Annotated in this window: 11 protein-coding genes; 3 read left to right on the forward strand and 8 right to left on the reverse strand. The window is 71.6% G+C overall.

Annotation, left to right across the window (positions count from 1 at the left end; genetic code table 11):
* Positions 1-69: 69 nt before the first annotated feature.
* Positions 70-3,069, reverse strand: coding sequence for an excinuclease ABC subunit UvrA (gene uvrA / locus Sdi02f_RS30700; RefSeq protein WP_108934392.1), 3,000 nt, complete (start codon positions 3,067-3,069; stop codon positions 70-72).
* 223 nt (positions 3,070-3,292) lie between these two features.
* Between uvrA and Sdi02f_RS30705 the strand changes: the two genes are divergently transcribed.
* Positions 3,293-3,979: a maleylpyruvate isomerase family mycothiol-dependent enzyme gene (locus tag Sdi02f_RS30705; RefSeq protein ID WP_108934393.1), complete on the forward strand. Its 687-nt coding sequence runs from the start codon at positions 3,293-3,295 to the stop codon at positions 3,977-3,979.
* Between the two features lie 53 nt (positions 3,980-4,032).
* Positions 4,033-4,689, forward strand: coding sequence for an MBL fold metallo-hydrolase (locus tag Sdi02f_RS30710; RefSeq protein ID WP_031083811.1), 657 nt, complete (start codon positions 4,033-4,035; stop codon positions 4,687-4,689).
* 312 nt (positions 4,690-5,001) lie between these two features.
* Here the strand turns inward: Sdi02f_RS30710 and aroQ are convergent, their stop codons facing one another.
* Positions 5,002-5,475 (reverse strand): type II 3-dehydroquinate dehydratase, encoded by a 474-nt coding sequence (gene aroQ / locus Sdi02f_RS30715; protein WP_030404539.1) that lies wholly within the window; start codon positions 5,473-5,475, stop codon positions 5,002-5,004.
* Between the two features lie 105 nt (positions 5,476-5,580).
* Here aroQ and Sdi02f_RS30720 point away from each other — a divergent pair, with 105 nt between their 5' ends.
* Positions 5,581-6,627, forward strand: coding sequence for a S66 family peptidase (locus tag Sdi02f_RS30720; protein ID WP_108934394.1), 1,047 nt, complete (start codon positions 5,581-5,583; stop codon positions 6,625-6,627).
* Between the two features lie 11 nt (positions 6,628-6,638).
* Here the strand turns inward: Sdi02f_RS30720 and Sdi02f_RS30725 are convergent, their stop codons facing one another.
* The 6 genes from Sdi02f_RS30725 to Sdi02f_RS30750 form a co-directional block, all read right to left on the reverse strand.
* Positions 6,639-7,739: a calcium:cation antiporter gene (locus Sdi02f_RS30725; protein WP_030404537.1), complete on the reverse strand. Its 1,101-nt coding sequence runs from the start codon at positions 7,737-7,739 to the stop codon at positions 6,639-6,641.
* A gap of 146 nt (positions 7,740-7,885) precedes the next feature.
* A complete protein-coding gene (locus tag Sdi02f_RS30730) occupies positions 7,886-8,887 on the reverse strand; it encodes a TerC family protein (protein WP_030404536.1) in 1,002 nt (333 codons plus the stop codon).
* 249 nt (positions 8,888-9,136) lie between these two features.
* Complete coding sequence (locus Sdi02f_RS30735; protein ID WP_108934395.1) at positions 9,137-11,173, reverse strand: TerD family protein; 2,037 nt, start codon at positions 11,171-11,173, stop codon at positions 9,137-9,139.
* Positions 11,174-11,339: 166 nt separating this feature from the next.
* Complete coding sequence (locus Sdi02f_RS30740) at positions 11,340-11,918, reverse strand: TerD family protein (protein WP_030404534.1); 579 nt, start codon at positions 11,916-11,918, stop codon at positions 11,340-11,342.
* A 142-nt stretch (positions 11,919-12,060) separates the two neighbouring features.
* A complete protein-coding gene (gene uvrB, locus Sdi02f_RS30745) occupies positions 12,061-14,202 on the reverse strand; it encodes an excinuclease ABC subunit UvrB (protein ID WP_108934396.1) in 2,142 nt (713 codons plus the stop codon).
* A 40-nt stretch (positions 14,203-14,242) separates the two neighbouring features.
* Positions 14,243-15,121 carry an MHYT domain-containing protein gene (locus Sdi02f_RS30750; RefSeq protein WP_030404532.1) on the reverse strand — a complete coding sequence of 293 codons (879 nt, stop codon included), beginning with the start codon at positions 15,119-15,121 and terminating at the stop codon, positions 14,243-14,245.
* Positions 15,122-15,259 lie beyond the last annotated feature (138 nt).

The following is a 15,259-nucleotide window of genomic DNA, read 5'->3' on the forward strand; positions in this document are numbered from 1 at the left end:
GGACGTCGCGGGGCGGCACCGCCACCGGCGGCCGGGTGCGGGGGTCGCACGCAGCCGCCGGGCGCGGTCTCAGGCCTTGCTCGTCCGCGTGGTCTTCTTCGCGGCGGGCGTGGCGGCCTTCTTGGCTGTCTTGGCTGCCTTGGTGACGGTCTTCTTGGCGGTGGCCTTGGCCGCTACCGTCTTCGCCGCCTTGCGCGGCCGGGTCACCGGGGCCGCGTCGCTGACCCGGTCGGCGCCGAGGACGTCCCGCAGGAACTTGCCGGTGTGGCTGGCGGGAACGCCCGCGACCTGCTCGGGCGTGCCCTCGGCGACCACCAGGCCACCGCCGGCGCCGCCCTCGGGGCCCATGTCGACGACCCAGTCGGCGGTCTTGATCACGTCGAGGTTGTGCTCGATGACGATGACCGTGTTGCCCTTGTCGACGAGGCCGCCGAGGACCGTCAGCAGCTTGCTGATGTCCTCGAAGTGCAGACCGGTGGTCGGCTCGTCCAGGACGTAGACCGTGCGTCCGGTGGAGCGGCGCTGGAGCTCGCTGGCGAGCTTGACGCGCTGGGCCTCGCCGCCGGACAGGGTGGTCGCGGACTGGCCGAGCCGGACGTAGCCGAGGCCGACGTCCTTCAGGGTCTTCATGTGCCGGGCGATGGCGGGGACCGCCTCGAAGAAGTCGGTGGCCTCCTCGATCGGCATGTTCAGCACGTCGGCGATGGACTTGCCCTTGTAGTGGACCTCCAGGGTCTCCCGGTTGTACCGGGCACCGTGGCAGACCTCGCACGGGACATAGACGTCCGGGAGGAAGTTCATCTCGATCTTGATCGTGCCGTCACCCGCGCAGTTCTCGCAGCGGCCGCCCTTGACGTTGAAGGAGAACCGCCCGGGCAGGTAGCCGCGGACCTTCGCCTCCGTCGTCTCGGCGAACAGCTTGCGGATGTGGTCGAAGACGCCGGTGTACGTCGCCGGGTTCGACCGCGGGGTGCGGCCGATGGGCGACTGGTCGACGTGGACGACCTTGTCGACGAGGTCGTCGCCGTCCACGCGCGTGTGCCGCCCCGGGACGTTGCGCGCGCCGTTCAGCTCGCGGGCCAGGTGGGTGTACAGGATGTCGTTGACCAGGGTCGACTTGCCGGAACCCGAGACGCCGGTGACGGCGGTGAAGACGCCCAGCGGGAAGGACACGTCGATGTCCTGGAGGTTGTTCTCCCGGGCGCCGTGCACGGTGAGCCGGCGGGAGGGGTCCTGCGGGCGCCGGACGTCGGGCAGCGGGATGGCCTTGCGCCCGGACAGGTACAGCCCGGTCTGCGACTCGGCGTTGTCGAGCAGCTCCTTGAGGGAGCCGCTGTGCACCACCTTGCCGCCGTGCTCACCGGCGCCGGGGCCGATGTCGACGATCCAGTCGGCGACCTTGATGGTGTCCTCGTCGTGCTCGACGACGATGAGGGTGTTGCCCATGTCGCGCAGCCGGACGAGGGTCTCGATCAGCCGGTGGTTGTCGCGCTGGTGCAGGCCGATGGACGGCTCGTCGAGGACGTAGAGCACGCCGACGAGTCCGGAGCCGATCTGGGTGGCCAGGCGGATGCGCTGGGCCTCGCCGCCGGAGAGCGTGCCGGCCGCGCGGTTCAGCGAGAGGTAGTCCAGGCCGACGTCGACCAGGAACCGCAGCCGCTCGTTGACCTCCTTCAGCACGCGCTCGGCGATCTTCTTGTCGCGGGCGTTGAGCTTCAGCTCGCCCAGGAAGTCGGCGCAGTCGCTGATGGACATCGCCGAGACCTCGGCGATCGACTTGTCCATGACGGTGACCGCGAGGACGAGGGGCTTGAGGCGGGTGCCCTCGCAGGTGGGGCAGGGCACCTCGCGCATGTAGCCCTCGAAGCGCTCACGGCTGGAGTCGCTCTCGGCCTCGCTGTGCCGGCGCTTGACGAAGGGGATGGCGCCCTCGAAGGCCGTGGTGTACCGGCGCTCGCGTCCGTACCGGTTGCGGTAGCGGACCTCGACCTGGGTCTTGTGGCCGTTCAGCAGGGCCTTGCGGGCGCGCAGCGGCAGTCCCGCGAAGGGGATGTCCGTGCGGAAGCCGAGCGCGTCGGCGAGGGCACCGATGAGACGGCCGAAGTAGTCCTTGGTGTGCCCGTGCGACCAGGGGTGGATGGCGCCCTCGTCGAGGGACTTGTCCTCGTCGGGGACGATCAGCTCCGGGTCGACCTCCATGCGCGTGCCGATGCCGGAGCAGTCGGGGCAGGCGCCGAAGGGCGAGTTGAAGGAGAAGGAGCGGGGCTCCAGCTCCTCGAAGGACAGGTCGTCGTACGGGCAGTACAGGTGCTCGGAGTACATGCGCTCGCGCTCGGGGTCGTCCTCGGGGAGGTCGACGAAGTCGAGCACGACCATGCCGCCGGACAGGCCGAGCGCGGTCTCCACGGAGTCGGTCAGGCGCCGCTTGGCGGAGTCCTTCACCGTGAGGCGGTCGACGACCACCTCGATGGTGTGCTTCTCCTGCTTCTTCAGCGTGGGCGGCTGGGAGAGCTGGACGGTCTCGCCGTCCACCCGCGCGCGGGAGTAGCCCTTGGTCTGGAGGTCGGCGAAGAGGTCGACGAACTCGCCCTTGCGCTCGCGCACCAGCGGCGACAGCACCTGGAAGCGGCTGCCCTCGGGCAGCTCCAGGACCTTGTCGACGATGGCCTGCGGCGACTGGCGCGAGATCGGCCGTCCGCACTCGGGACAGTGCGGCTTGCCGATGCGCGCGAAGAGCAGGCGCAGGTAGTCGTAGACCTCCGTGATGGTGCCGACGGTGGAGCGCGGGTTGCGCGAGGTCGACTTCTGGTCGATGGAGACCGCCGGGGAGAGGCCCTCGATGAAGTCGACGTCCGGCTTGTCCATCTGGCCGAGGAACTGCCGGGCGTAGGAGGAGAGCGACTCCACGTAGCGCCGCTGGCCCTCGGCGAAGATGGTGTCGAAGGCCAGGGAGGACTTGCCCGACCCGGACAGGCCTGTGAAGACGATGAGCGAGTCACGAGGCAGGTCGAGCGAGACGTTCTTCAGGTTGTGCTCGCGCGCGCCACGGACGATGAGACGGTCGGCCACGCCGGTCCGCACCTTTCTTGAGAGAAGTGACAGGGGCGGGGCCCCCGTCTTTCTCAGACTAGGGGGAGCCACTGACAACGCCGATCGGATTCACCAGTTGTCAACAAACCCCGACTTCCCAGCATGCCCGACGCCGCAACCGACCTTATAGCACGCGCATTCGAATTACGGGGGTCGCTCACCACCTTCACCCGAAGGTGTGGTGAGGTCTAAGGTCGGCGGCATGATGGATCACGCGCTTGACCTGGCGTCTGTACGTGACGCGACCGAGCGGCTGCTCACCGGGGTCGGGAAACTGGACAACGCGTCCGTGACGGAGTCGTCACGGCTTCCCGGCTGGAGCCGCGGTCACGTCCTCGCCCACCTCGCCCGGAACGCCGACGCCCTCGTGAACGTCCTCGAAGGACGCCGCATGTACGTCTCCGGCGAGGCCCGCGACGCCGACATCGAGCGGGACGCCCCGCGTCCCCTGGCGGCCCAGCTCGCGGACGTGCGCGAGAGCGCGGCCCGCTTCCAGGAGACGGGAGCGGCGCCCGCGGACTGGTCCCGCACGGTGGCGCTGCGCAACGGGGTCACCGACTCGGCCTCCCGGGTGCCGTTCCGCCGGTGGGCCGAGGTGGAGCTGCACCACGTGGACCTGGGCATCGGGTACGAGCTGGAGGATCTTCCGGCGGAGTTCACCGAGCGGGAGACCGGCTTCCTGGCCGCACGGTTCGCCGGGAACCCCGACGTGCCTCCCACCCGGCTGACGGACGGCACGCGCGCGTGGCGCACGGGGCGGGAGGCCGAGACCCCCGAGGTGACCGTCACCGGCCCCCCGGCCGACCTGCTCGGCTGGCTCGCCGGCCGGCGTGCGGGCGCCGCGCTCACGGTGGAGGGCGGCCCGCTGCCGACGCTGCCGCCCCTGTAGGCACCCGGGCCGGGACGGCCGGCCGGGGGCCTCGCGGCGCTAGGCTGGCCCGCATGACGTACAGCGGAGAGGTGACGGTCGGCGGGCCCGCCGACGTGCACGAGCTCAAGGACCTGATGATCACCAAGGTCGCGGTCGGCCCGATGAACAACAACGCCTATCTGCTGCGGTGCCGGGCCACCGACGAGCAACTGCTGATCGACGCCGCCAACGACGCGCACACGCTCCTCGGCACGATCGGTGACGACGGCATCGCCTCCGTCGTCACCACCCACCGCCACGGCGACCACTGGCAGGCGCTCGCCGAGGTCGTCGCGGCCACCGGCGCCCGCACCCACGCCGGCCGGTACGACGCGGAGGGCATCCCGGTGCCGACCGACGTCCTGGTGGACGACGGCGACACGGTCCGGGTGGGGCAGGTGGAACTCACCGCCCGCCATCTGGTCGGCCACACACCGGGTTCCGTCGTCCTGGTCTACGACGACCCGCACGGGCATCCCCACCTGTTCACCGGGGACTGTCTCTTCCCGGGCGGTGTGGGCAACACCCACAAGGACCCGAAGGCCTTCGCGAGCCTGATCCACGACGTGGAGACCAAGATCTTCGACGTGCTCCCGGACGAGACGTGGGTCTATCCCGGGCACGGCGCCGACACGACGCTCGGCGCCGAGCGGCCGCACCTGCCGGAGTGGCGGGCGCGCGGCTGGTGACGGGCGGGCGCGCCGTCCGGCGACGGGCGGGCGCACAGTCCGGCGACGGGCGGGCGCACAGTCCGGCGACGGGCAGGCGACGGGCGGGCGCACAGTCCGGCGACGGGCGCGGGGACGCAGGGGTGCGCCCGCGCCCTCGGGCCCGTACGCACCCCGTGTGAAACGTTCGCACGCATCCGCGGGCCGCACGCGCTCCCGCCGGGGCGGTGCGGCGCGGTCGACTGGTGGCAGCCCCGCGCAGGACCGACGGCTCCTGGGCGGCACGGGCCGCCGGCCTCCCCACCCCCGCCCCCGGCCGGCGGCCCCGGCGACTCAGGCCCTGGCCGAGCCCGCCCCGGCCAGGGCCGCGACCCGCTCCACGCCGAACACGTAGCCCTGCACCCCGCAGCCCGCGACGACCCCGTCGGCGCGCTGGGAGACGTAGGAGTGGTGCCGGAACGGCTCGCGCTGGTGGATGTTGGAGATGTGGACCTCGACCACCGGCAGCCCGTCGCAGGTGTTGAGCGCGTCCAGGATGGCGACGGACGTGTGCGAGTAGGCGGCGGGGTTGATCACGATTCCGCAGTGGGTCAGCCGGGCCTCGTGGATCCAGTCGACCAGCTCGCCCTCGTGGTTGGACTGCCGGAAGTCCACGGTCCCGCCGTGCGCGGCCGCCGCCTTGACGCACAGTGCCTCGACGTCGGCGAGGGTGTCGGAGCCGTAGATCTCCGGTTGACGCTGGCCGAGCAGGTTCAGGTTGGGGCCGTTGAGGATCATGATCGGGGCGTCGGCGAGGGTGCGGGGCACGGTTCCTCCGGTCCGTGAGGGGTGCGGCGGGCCTTGGTACGACCGCCGCTCGGTCCCCGGTTTATCACGGTGCGCCGAGGTCCCCGCGGGCCGTACGCTCCCCGCATGACGGTGATCGCGTACCCGCCCAAGCCGTCCCCCGGCGACCGCGTCGCGGTGGTGTCCCCCGCGTCCGGACTGCCGGGACTGCTCCCGCTCCCCTACGAGCTGGGCCTGCGGCGGCTGCGCGAGGTGTACGGTCTCGAGCCGGTCGAATACCCCGCCACCCGGAAGACGGGCTCGACGCCCGCCGAGCGGGCCGCCGACCTGCACGCGGCCTTCGCGGACCCGGACATCAAGGCGGTGTTCGCCACGATCGGCGGCGACGACCAGATCACCGTGCTGCCGCTGCGCGACCGGGAGCTGATCCGGGCCAGCCCGAAGCCGTTCTTCGGCTTCAGCGACAACACCAACCTCCTCGCCTACCTGCGCAACACGGGGATCGTCGGCTACCACGGCGGGAGCGTGATGGTGGAGCTGGGACGCCCCGGCGCCCTGCACCCGCAGACCGCCGACTCCCTGCGCGCGGCGCTGTTCACCCCGGGCCCGTACGAGCTGCGGCCCGCCGAGCACTGGAACGACGTCGACCGTGACTGGGCCGACCCCGCGACCTTCGAGACCGAGCCCCGGATGCGCCCCGGGGCGGGCTGGTCCTGGGAGAACGCCGGCCGGGTGGCCGAGGGACGTGCGTGGGGCGGCTGCCTGGAGATCCTCGCCTGGCTGCTGATGGCCGACCGCGAGATCGCCCGCGATCCGGCGGAGTACGACGGTGACGTGCTGTTCCTGGAGACGTCGGAGGAGCTGCCGGCCGCGGAGGACGTCTTCCACATCCTGCGCAACATGGGCGAGCGCGGGCTCCTCGGCCGCTTCTCGGCGCTGCTGATGGGCCGCCCGAAGACGTGGTCCTTCCAGCGCCCCAACAGTCCCGAGGAGGCTGCCCGGTACGCGGCGGAGCAGCGCGCGGCGGTCCTGCGCGCGATGCGCGCCTACGCGCCCGACACCATGATCGTCTTCGACGTGGACCTCGGCCACACCGATCCGCAGGTGGTCGTGCCGTACGGGGGCACGGTGCGGGTCGACGGACCCGCCCGGCGCATCACCGTGACCTACTGACTGCGCCCCGCTCACGGATTGACGGCCAGCTCCAGGTACGCCGCGAACAGCACGAGGTGGACGCCTCCCTGCAACGGCGTGGCCCGGCCCGGCACCACCGTCAGGGAGGCCACGACCACGGTCAGGGCGAGCAGCACCATGTGGATGGAGCTGAGGCCCAGGACCAGCGGCCCGGAGAGCCACACGGAGGCCAGGGCGACGGCGGGGATGGTCAGGCCGATGCTGGCCATGGCCGAGCCGAGTGCGAGGTTCAGGCTGGTCTGCACCCGGTCGCGGCGTGCGGAACGCACCGCGGCGATGGTCTCGGGGAGCAGGACCAGCAGCGCGATGACGACGCCGACGACGGCGTGGTGGAGTCCGGCCGCCTCCACCCCGCTCTCGATGGTCGGCGACACGCCCTTGGCGAGGCCCACGACCCCGACCAGGGACAGGCCCAGCAGGGCGAGGCTGATCAGGGCCGTGCGGGCGGACGGGGCGTGGGCGTGCTCCTCTGCCGTGATCACCTCGCCCTGCCGGGTGATCGGCAGGAAGTAGTCGCGGTGCCGCACGGTCAGGGTCGCGATGAACAGGCCGTACAGGACGAGCGAGGACAGCGCCGCGAAGGTCAACTGCACGGAGGAGAACTCCGGGCCGGGCGCGCTGGTGGTGAACGTCGGCAGGACCAGGCTGAGGGTGGCCAGGGTCGCCACCGTGGCGAGGGCGGCGCCGGTGCCCTCCGGGTTGAAGACCGCGATGCCGTGGCGCAGGGAGGCGACCAGGAGGCTGAGGCCCACGACCCCGTTGCAGGTGATCATGACGGCCGCGAAGACGGTGTCCCGGGCCAGGGTCGCGCTCTTGTCGCCGCCGTCCGCCATCAGGGTCACGATGAGCGCGACCTCGATGACCGTGACGGCGATGGCGAGGACGAGGGAGCCGAAAGGCTCGCCGACGCGGTGGGCGACCACCTCGGCATGGTGCACGGCGGCCAGGACGGAGGCCGCCAGGACGATCGTGAGCAGCGCGACGACCACGCCGGGCAGCGAACGGCCCCAGGTGAGAACGAGCAGCACGACCGCGAGCACGGGCGTGACGGTCGTCCACTGTGCGAGGAGCGCCCTGGGACCGGTGACCATGCGGTGATCGTCGCAGAGGGCGACGGGGCCCGCACTCCGGGTCTCCGGGCCTCTCGGCCCCCGGTTGCGCCGGGCAGGCCGGGGCGCCGGGAACGCGCGGAGCGGCGAACGGCTCGTCGCCGCTCGCCGCTCCCCGGCCGGGTGCGTCAGGCCTCGACGCTGTCCTTCGACGCGTCGCCGCTCTCGGCGGCCGCCGCTTCCGCCTCGGCCTGCTTCTTCGAGGCACGGAGGCTGGTGATCGTGGTGACGACCAGGACACCGCAGATCACGCCGAGCGAGACCGGAATGCTGATCTCCGGGACGTGGACGCCGGACTCGTGCAGGGCGTGCAGCACCAGCTTCACGCCGATGAAGCCCAGGATCACGGACAGGCCGTAGGACAGGTGCACCAGCTTCCTCAGCAGACCGCCGATGAGGAAGTAGAGCTGCCTGAGGCCCATCAGGGCGAACGCGTTGGCCGTGAACACGATGTACGGGTCCTGCGTCAGACCGAAGATCGCCGGGATGGAGTCGAGCGCGAACAGCACGTCGGTGGTGCCGATCGCCAGCATCACGACCAGCATCGGGGTCATGACCCGCTTGCCGTTCTCCTCGATCCACAGCTTGGTGCCGTGGTACCGGTCGGCGACGCCGAAGCGGCGCTCGGCGGCCTTCAGGAGCTTGTTCTCCTCGAACTCCTCGTCCTCCTCGTCGGCCCGTGCCTCCTGGATGAGCTTCCAGGCGGTGTAGATGAGGAAGGCGCCGAAGATGTAGAAGACCCAGGCGAAGCTGGCGAGGATCGCGGCACCCGCGGCGATGAAGACGGCCCTGAGGACCAGGGCGATGAGGACACCGATGAGCAGGACCCGCTGCTGGTACTGCGAGGGCACCGCGAACTTCGCCATGATCAGGACGAAGACGAAGAGGTTGTCCACGCTCAGCGACTTCTCGGTGATGAAGCCCGCGAAGAACTCGCCGGCGGGCTGCCCCCCGCCGAACAGGAACAGGCCGAGCCCGAAGAGGCCCGCCAGGGCGATCCAGACGCCGGTCCAGATGCCGGCTTCCTTGATCGATACGTCGTGCGGCTTGCGGCCGATGAAGAAATCGACCGCGATGAGGGCCGCGAGGCCCACGATGGTCAGGACCCACAGGGTCGGGGAAACTTCCACTACGCCTCCGGCAGTACGTCACACGGCAGATGTCAGCGTCGTCGCTGCCGGAGGTCTCTTCCACCCGGTCCGGGACGCGTGATGCGCTCGGACCACGGGCCGACGCCCCGGGATCTGGCCTGATCCGTATTGACGGGTACGCCGCAGCAGACAGGGAGTACTCCCCTCCGTACGGACGACAGTACCCCAATCACCAAGAGAAGGTAAAGAGATTTGCAAATTAAGCTCAAAAGCCCAGCTCGGTGGCGGTCACCGGCCCCATGAACGGCGGGCGGCGGCGACCTGCGCGAGGACCTGTTCGAGGACCTGGCTGCCGGGCGGCACGAGCGGCGGCTCGTAGGTCCAGGCGTGCCCGACCCACGGGTCGGCGAGGTGGTCGTCGGCCACCGGCGTCAGCCGCAGCAGCGAGCGCCACAGCGGGTCGAGCAGCGGCCCGAACCCGGCGGACTCCTCGCGGTCGGCGACCATCATCAGGTGGACCCCGACGGCGGGACCCTCGTCGGCGAGGTAGCGCAGCTGGTTGACGGCCCGGTCGTCGAAGCCGTGCGGGAAGTCGTTGACGATCAGCAGGTGCTGCGAGGTGTCGAGGCCGGGCGGCAGCGCGTCGGGCGCACCCCCGCGCAACGCCATCTGCACCAGGTCGACGCGCTGGGTGAGCCGGGCCAGCACGTCCGCCGCCCCGGCGGCGCCCTGGGCGGGCGGCGCGGCGAGCACCCCGCCGCGCACCAGTGGTGCCAGTGCCTGCGCCCCCGATCCGGCCGGGTCGATGACGTGCACGGTGAACTCGCCCGCCGGGTAGACGGCGAGCAGCCGGGCCGCGTGGGCGACGGCCGTCTCCAGTCCCGCGTGCCGCATCTCGTGGGAGTCGGCGGGCAGACCGTCGAGCGAGGCGGCGCGTCCGCAGTCGATCCACAGGCCCCGTTCGAGCGGCAGCCGGACCAGCATCGGAATGCGGACGCGGTCGGCCTCGGGCAGATGGAGATCCCCCAGCCGCAGGGCCATCGGGATCTCCATGGGGACGCGGTAGGCGTGCCAGACGGGGTTGTCCCAGCGCGCGAACGCGGCGGGCAGGGCGGGCTCGACGACCTCGGCCTCCGCGACGAGCTGGGCGACGTCCCGGTCCAGGACCTCCCTGGCCTGGGCCACCAACTGGCCGTGCCGGGCGCGTGCGGCCTCGCGGGCGGCGTCGCCCTGTCCGCCGATCCGGTTGCGCGGGTCGGACAGGGCCTGGTCGAGTTCCTTCTCCATCCGGGAGTCGGCGAAGTCGACGGCGCTGCGGTAGGCGGCCGTCGTGCGCGCCAGGTCCTCGAACATGCCCCACACCTGGTTGTAGAGCCGCTCCTCCATGGACCAGCCGGTGGCGTCACCGGCGACGGGCCGGGCGGGCTGCCCCGGCTCGGCGGGCGGCGCGGCCGGCGGGGGCGGGGGCGGCGCCGCGGTCTGCCGGCGCGGGTGGGTGTAGTCGATGGGGCCGGCTCCGGCCGGCGCGGACGGCTGACCGGCGGTGACGGGCTCCCCCGGGCCGTCCGGGCCGCCCGGGCCGCCCGGGTACGGCTGCGGTGCCCCGCGCTGCCCCGGCGCCCCGGGCGTCTGCGGATTCGGAGCGTGAGCGCCCTGCGGGTCGTACGGGGAGCCCGGCGGTACGGCACCGTCGGGGCCGCCGGACCGGGGCGCGGAGCCGTGGTCCGGCCGGTGTGCCGGGGCGGCGGCCGGAGGTGCCGGTACCGAGCGGGCCAGTCCGCCGGCCACCGCCTCGTGGATGGTCCCCGCGAGCCGGTGGGCCTCGGGCAGCTTCTGGTCGGCGAAGAGCTCGGCGAGACCGCCCGCGTAGCCCTGGCCGACGGCGCGCACCTTCCAGGCGCCCTGGCGCCGGTACAGCTCCAGGGCGACGACGGCGGACTCGGCCTCCAGGCCGGTGATGGTGTAGCTGGCGACCTCGTCGCCGTCGAGGTGGGTGACGGCGACGAAGGGCGCGGCCACGGCCCCGAAGCGGGCCGGTCCCCGGCCGGCTTCGGGCAGGGCGAGCAGCACGCTGACGCGGTGCACGGCGTCGGGTACGGCGTCCAGGTCCACCGCGAGGCGGTGGTCGGCGGCGGCCTGCCGGGAGACCTCCAGGCCCGGCAGGGTGGGTGAGCCCGGGTGGGCCACCCCGTCGGCGCCGTGGAGGGTGCCGTTCTCGTCGCCGAATGTCGCCCCGGCCACGACCTGCGTGCCGGCCGAGACCCGGATCTCGAGCCGGGCCCCGGGAAGCGGGTGGTTCTGTCCCCGCGTCAGCTCGGCCGTCATCGCCCTGTCCCCCTGTGTCGTTCCTACGTCACCCGCGAGGCGTCACGCGGGCCTGGCCCCTCCCGCGGACGGGACGGGCCGGTTCGTGCCGGACTGCCGCGGGCGGCCCGCGGTGGTCCGGACTCCTGCGGATCGCGAGCCTGCGGCGGGACGCCGCGGACGGCCGCTACAGGACGGGCAGGATCGCCGGCATCAGGTCCTGGAAGGTGCGGCCGTTGGCCGGGGTCCCGATGGCGGTCATCGCCCAGCCCTGGCCCGCGCGGCTCACCTTGGCCATGATCTGCGCGGTGAAGGCCCCGCCGCCCGCCAGGGTGTAGCGGGCCAGCTCCTGGCCGTTGGTCTCGTCGACCAGGCGGCAGAAGGCGTTCTGGACCTCCTGGAAGGTCTGGCCGGTGAAGGAGTTGACCGTGAAGACGATCTGGTCGATGTGGACCGGAACGCGCTGCAGGTCGACGAGGATGGCCTCGTCGTCGCCGCCCTGGCCGACACCGCCGACGAGGTTGTCCCCGGTGTGGCGCACCGAGCCGTCGTCGCTCACCAGGTGACGGAAGAAGACGACGTCGACCGGCTGCTTGTCCGCGAAGAGGACCGCGGAGGCGTCCAGGTCGATCTCCCGGGTGCGCGAGCCGAACAGGCCGCGCCGGGGTGCCGCCTGCCAGCCGAGACCCATGCGCACCGACGTCAGGCTGCCGCCGTCGCCCTTTTGCAGACTGATGGCCTGACCCTTGGTCATGTTGACGGTCACGCGCTGATCCCCTCTCGAACTGTCCCCTGTTGCCGCGGCACCCGCGGTTGACCAGAACCCTACGCAGGGGCACCGACCGTGCCCCACCCCGGTCCGCGCTTTGTGTCGGTCTTGCAACACAGTGCGCTGCCCGGACGGGCCGTCAGGCCAGGCCCGCCTCCTTCATCTGGCGCAGTTCCTTCTTCATCTCGGAGACCTCGTCGCGCAGACGGGCGGCGATCTCGAACTGGAGGTCGGCCGCGGCGGCGCGCATCCGGTTGGTGAGGTCCTCGATCTGTGCGGCCAGCTCCGCCGCCGGGCGGTCGGTCACCGCCGTCGCCTTGGCCCGGCCCCTGGCCGTCCTGGTCCCGCCCGCCGTCGTCCGGCCGGCCGGCGCGGGCACGGGGGCCTTGGCGCCCTTGCCCTCCTTGGCCTGGCGGTAGCCCGAGCCGAGCAGCTGTTCGGTGTCGACGTCCTCGCGGGCGATCTGCGCGACGATGTCGTTGATCTTCTTGCGGAGCGGCTGGGGATCGATGCCGTTCGCCTTGTTGAACGCGATCTGCTTCTCGCGGCGGCGGTTGGTCTCGTCGATGGCCTTCTCCATCGCCGGCGTGATCTTGTCCGCGTACATGTGGACCTGGCCGGAGACGTTGCGCGCCGCGCGGCCGATGGTCTGGATCAGGGAGGTGCCGGAGCGCAGGAAGCCCTCCTTGTCGGCGTCGAGGATCGCCACCAGGGAGACCTCGGGCAGGTCGAGGCCCTCGCGCAGCAGGTTGATGCCGACCAGGACGTCGTACTCACCGGCGCGCAGCTCGCGCAGCAGCTCGACGCGGCGCAGGGTGTCGACGTCGCTGTGGAGGTAGCGGACCTGGATGCCGAGCTCCACGAAGTAGTCGGTGAGGTCCTCGGCCATCTTCTTGGTGAGGGTGGTGACCAGGACCCGCTCGTCCTTCTCGGTCCGGGTGCGGATCTCGTGCACCAGGTCGTCGATCTGGCCCTCGGTGGGCTTGACGACGACCTCCGGGTCGACGAGACCGGTGGGACGGATGATCTGCTCGACGGCACCGTCGGCGCGGGAGAGCTCGTAGGCGCCCGGGGTCGCCGACAGGTACACGGTCTGCCCGATGCGCTCCTGGAACTCCTCCCACTTCAGCGGGCGGTTGTCGAGCGCGGAGGGCAGCCGGAAGCCGTGGTCGACCAGGGTCCGCTTGCGGGAGGCGTCGCCCTCGTACATGGCGCCGATCTGGGGCACGGTGACGTGGGACTCGTCGATGACGAGCAGGAAGTCGTCCGGGAAGTAGTCGAGGAGGGTGTTCGGCGGGGAGCCGGGCGAGCGGCCGTCGAAGTGCATCGAGTAGTTCTCCACGCCGGAGCAGGAGCCGATCTGGCGGAGCATCTCGATGTCGTACGTGGTGCGCATCCGCAGCCGCTGGGCCTCCAGGAGCTTGCCCTGCTTCTCCAGCTCCGTCAGGCGCTCGGCCAGTTCCTTCTCGATGTCGTTGACCGCCCGCTCCAGGCGCTCGGGGCCGGCGACGTAGTGGGAGGCCGGGAACACGTAGAGCTGCTGGTCGTCGCTGATGATCTCGCCGGTGACGGGGTGGAGCGTGGACAGGGCCTCGATCTCGTCGCCGAACATCTCGATGCGGACGGCCAGCTCCTCGTAGACCGGGAAGATCTCGATGGTGTCGCCGCGCACCCGGAAGGTGCCGCGGGTGAAGGCCATGTCGTTGCGCGTGTACTGGATGTCGACGAAGCGGCGCAGCAGCTCGTCCCGGTCGTGCTCCTCGCCGACCCGCAGCGGGACCATGCGGTCCACGTACTCCTGCGGGGTGCCGAGGCCGTAGATGCAGGACACGGAGGCGACCACGACGACGTCGCGGCGGGTGAGCAGCGAGTTGGTGGCGGAGTGGCGCAGGCGCTCCACCTCCTCGTTGATCGAGGAGTCCTTCTCGATGTAGGTGTCCGACTGCGGGACGTACGCCTCGGGCTGGTAGTAGTCGTAGTACGAGACGAAGTACTCGACGGCGTTGTTCGGCAGCAGCTCGCGGAACTCGTTCGCCAACTGGGCGGCCAGCGTCTTGTTCGGCGCCATCACCAGGGTGGGGCGCTGGATCTTCTCGATCATCCACGCGGTGGTGGCGGACTTGCCGGTGCCGGTGGCGCCGAGCAGGACGACGTCCTTCTCGCCTGCCTGGACGCGCCGGGCCAGCTCGGCGATGGCCGCCGGCTGGTCGCCGCTGGGCTGGTAGGGGCTGACGACCTCGAAGGGCGCCACCGTGCGTTCGATCTGGGAAACGGGCCGCATGGGTTCCACCGTACGACCCCGCACTGACAACGGGCTCCGGTCAGCGGTTCTGCGGGGTGCGGGAGGCGCGGCGGGCCGGGGGGCGGCGGGTGCGGCGGGCGGGGTGGTGTGCCGGGTGCCGGATCGCGCGCGGGACCTCGGTGTGGGCGGGGATGCCCGGTTTCCGCTCGGCGGGGACCTCCGCGGGCCGCCCCATGATCATCAGCGGGTCGAACAGGACGACGACGCCGGCGAGGACGAGGAAGGCGAGCGGGCCGATCAGCATCGGGGCGAGCAGTTCGGCGGACGATCCGCCGACGGAGGGCTCGGCCGTGCCGGTGAGGTGGACCTGGACGGCGGCCATGCCCGTGTAGTGCATGCCGGTGACGGCCAGGCCCATGACCAGGGCGGCGCCCACGCTCCACAGGAAGCCCCGGACCTGTCCGGCCGCCCACAGGGCGGCGGTGGCGGCGGCCATGGCTATGACGACGGACGCGGCCACGGTGAACGTGTTGTACGTCAGCTGTCCGTCCAGGTGCATCCCGGCCATTCCCAGGTAGTGCATCGAGGCGATGCCCAGGCCGGTGAGGGTGCCGCCGGTGAACAGCGCCGTCCCGCGGGCGCCCCGGTAGCCGACGATGAAGATCCCCACGCCGACCATCACGACGGCGACGGCCAGGCTGGCGAAGGTCATCGGCACGTCGTAGCGGATCGGGGTGTGCTCGATGGTGAAGCCCATCATCGCGACGAAGTGCATGGTCCAGATGCCGGAGCCGATCGCCGCCGAGCCGAGGGCGAGCCATCCCGGGCGCCAGGAGCGGGTGACCAGCATGGCCCTGGCGGTGCAGCGCAGGCCCAGGGCGCCGCCGAGGCAGGCCATGAGGTAGGCCACCACCGGTGTGACGAGTCCGTAGCTGAATCCGTCGACCGTGCTGTGCATGTGCGGCTGCCTTTCCGCCGTCTCGCGCCCCGGTGGTGTGCCGGTTCCTTCTGCATGTGCGCCCCTCCCAGAACCGCGCGAACGATCGGGGTCGAGGCAGAGAGTATGACTTCCACCGGAATGGTCGAACGATTCTCC

Source organism: Streptomyces ardesiacus (assembly GCF_003112575.1).
GTDB classification, from domain to species: Bacteria; Actinomycetota; Actinomycetes; order Streptomycetales; family Streptomycetaceae; genus Streptomyces; species Streptomyces ardesiacus.

What these genes read in the sequence shown, in the direction of transcription:
- Sdi02f_RS30705 (WP_108934393.1), top strand. Translation starts at nt 3,293, where the DNA reads ATGATGGATCACGCGCTTGACCTGGCGTCTGTACGTGACGCGACCGAG.
- Sdi02f_RS30710 (WP_031083811.1), top strand. Translation starts at nt 4,033, where the DNA reads ATGACGTACAGCGGAGAGGTGACGGTCGGCGGGCCCGCCGACGTGCAC.
- Sdi02f_RS30720 (WP_108934394.1), top strand. Translation starts at nt 5,581, where the DNA reads ATGACGGTGATCGCGTACCCGCCCAAGCCGTCCCCCGGCGACCGCGTC.
- Sdi02f_RS30725 (WP_030404537.1), bottom strand. Translation starts at nt 7,739, where the DNA reads ATGGTCACCGGTCCCAGGGCGCTCCTCGCACAGTGGACGACCGTCACG.
- Sdi02f_RS30735 (WP_108934395.1), bottom strand. Translation starts at nt 11,173, where the DNA reads ATGACGGCCGAGCTGACGCGGGGACAGAACCACCCGCTTCCCGGGGCC.
- uvrB (WP_108934396.1), bottom strand. Translation starts at nt 14,202, where the DNA reads ATGCGGCCCGTTTCCCAGATCGAACGCACGGTGGCGCCCTTCGAGGTC.
- Sdi02f_RS30750 (WP_030404532.1), bottom strand. Translation starts at nt 15,121, where the DNA reads ATGCACAGCACGGTCGACGGATTCAGCTACGGACTCGTCACACCGGTG.